Source organism: Moorena sp. SIO3B2 (assembly GCF_010692525.1).
In the GTDB taxonomy this organism is placed as follows: domain Bacteria; phylum Cyanobacteriota; class Cyanobacteriia; order Cyanobacteriales; family Coleofasciculaceae; genus Moorena; species Moorena producens.
In genome coordinates this window covers 1-2,444 of the sequence record NZ_JAAHHE010000657.1, presented here as the reverse complement: position 1 = coordinate 2,444, position 2,444 = coordinate 1, and the positions used below count along the sequence as shown (strand labels likewise).

1 protein-coding gene is annotated in these 2,444 nt (G+C 45.4%); it reads left to right on the top strand.

Annotation, left to right across the window (positions count from 1 at the left end; all coding sequences use genetic code 11):
* Positions 1 to 65 precede the first annotated feature (65 nt).
* Complete coding sequence (locus F6K38_RS39430) at positions 66 to 2,321, top strand: CHASE2 domain-containing protein (RefSeq protein ID WP_008181409.1); 2,256 nt, start codon at positions 66 to 68, stop codon at positions 2,319 to 2,321.
* Positions 2,322 to 2,444 lie beyond the last annotated feature (123 nt).

Below are 2,444 nucleotides of genomic sequence, written 5' to 3'. Positions count from 1 at the left end.
AAGCGCAAGAGTTTGACTTCTGACTTCTGACTTCTGCTATACCTCACCTAATTTAAAACTGCTATATGTGGCAACCACTAAAACAACAACTATGGGAATGGCGCGGTGTTCTAATTACTACACCGGTGGTGGCTGGAATTGCGATCGCTTTCAGGCTACTCGGCTGGTTACAGCCTTACGAACTAGCTGCTCTCGACCAATACTTTTGTTGGCGTCCGAAGGAACCTACGGATGAACGGATTGTGATTGTGGCTATGACTGAGGCAGATTTAAAGCGTGCTGGACGGTGGCCAATCACTGATCGGATGCTTGCCCAAGTTTTAGAGAAAATCAACGCTCAAAACCCTGCAGCCATTGGTCTTGACCTGTATCGGGATTTTCCGGTTGAACCTGGTCATGCTGACTTACTCAGGGTGTTTGAAACCACACCTAACTTAGTTGCTATCGAATACATCGATCAACAAAACCCTAACAATGCGGTGCCTCCTCCACGGATTCTCAGTGAACGTGGTCTAGTGGGTGCCAATAATGTCGTAAACGATACGGATGGTATCCTGCGGCGCAGCTTACTTTCTCTGAAGGTAAATGATCGCCTACAGCCCTCCTTTAGTATGCTCCTAGCGGGGATTTATCTAGAGTCAAAAAACCTTTTTCCTGAACCATTACAGCAAGATCCCAGAATTTTCCAGTGGGGCAAGGCCATGTTTCGCCCTTTGGCCAGCAATGACGGTGGTTATGTGGGAATCGATCATGGCGGTTACCAGATTTTCTTGAACTATCGCGGACCAGCGGGAACCTTCCGCATGGTAACCATGACCGACGTTTTGGAAGATAACATTCCAGATCACTTGATCAATGATTCCATCGTTTTAATTGGTGCAACTGCGGTTAGTTTAAATGACTTTTTCTACACCCCCTACAGTAATGACACTACCATCCGGGAGTCAACGGCTGGGGTGGAAGTCCAAGCTAACATGGTCAGCCAAATTATTAGTGCTGTAGAAGATGGTCGTCCCTTGCTCAAAACCTGGTCTGAGCCTGTGGAAATCCTGTGGATTGTAGGCTGGTCTATAGTCGGTGCCACTCTAACTTGGAAATGGCGCTATCTTGGGGGTCTCGGAGGGCTGTCATTGAGGAGAATTGCGATTACCGTGGTCGCTACAGGGGCATTATTCGGAAGTACCTATGGAGCATTTTTGGGGGGTTGGTGGCTCCCGGTGATACCGCCATTGTTAGCCTTAAGTGGGTCTGCAGTTGCCATCACAGCTTCTTACGTTGCTAGCACTGCTAAAGAGATTCGTCAAACTTTTGGACGTTACCTAACTGACCAATTGGTGGCGGATTTGCTGGAGAACCCAGACAAACAAAAACTCGGGGGTGAAAGCCGGAAAATCACCATCTTGACCTCTGATTTAAGAGGCTTCACTGCAATTTCAGAACGGTTACATCCCCAAGAGGTAGTCAAAATCCTAAACATCTATTTGGGTCACATGGCGGATGTGATTACTGCTTATCAAGGAACTATCGACGAGTTGATCGGGGATGGGATTTTAGTGCTTTTTGGTGCTCCCACCCTCCAAGAGGATGATGCCCACAGAGCAGTGGCTTGTGCAGTAGCGATGCAGTTAGCCATGACCAGTGTCAATGAAGAAATCGAGCAGTTGGGCTATCCAAAACTGGAAATGGGCATCGGTATCAATACCGGTGTGGTTGTGCTTGGGAATATTGGTTCCGAAAAACGCACCAAATATAGTGTCATTGGCAGCGCTGTCAACCTGACTTACCGGATCGAATCTTATACAACTGGTGGTCAAGTTATGATTTCTCCTTCCACTTTGGAAGAAACTGGCGAATTTTTAAGAATTGACGGTCAAAAACAGGTAAAACCCAAGGGAATTAAACAGCCAATTACTATCTATGAAGTGGGTGGGATTGGGCATAATTATAACCTATTTTTACCCAAACAGCAAGAAACATTTTTCGACGTTAACCAAAAAATTGATCTACAATTTAATTATGCTTTTCTAGATGGAAAGCATATCAGTAATTCGGTCTACACTGGGCGTTTAGTAGAGATTTCAAGTAAGGGAGCTAAGCTTCGTGCTAACAGCAGCGAAATCTCTGCTATCCCTGAGCCACTAAGTAATATTAAGCTCAACTTACTCGATCCAGATAATGTGAACCAACCCAGTGAGGATATCTACGCCAAGGTTTTAGAAAAAACAGCAGAACCGGGAAGTTTTTACATCCGGTTAACTGCTGTCCCTCCGGAGATATCAGCAAAACTAAAATCTCTCTACGAGTCAGTAATCAGGAATTGATCCTAAGTTCTGTGAAGTCTAATTGAGTAACCCTTGAGTTCGGTCAAGGGTTACGGGTATAAAAAGTTACCTTGGTACAGGCAATTTGATCTGATTGAAACTCCGGTTAATCGCTGTTCGAAA

Excerpts from the sequence above, each read along its gene's own strand:
- F6K38_RS39430 (WP_008181409.1), top strand. The coding sequence starts at position 66 with ATGTGGCAACCACTAAAACAACAACTATGGGAATGGCGCGGTGTTCTA.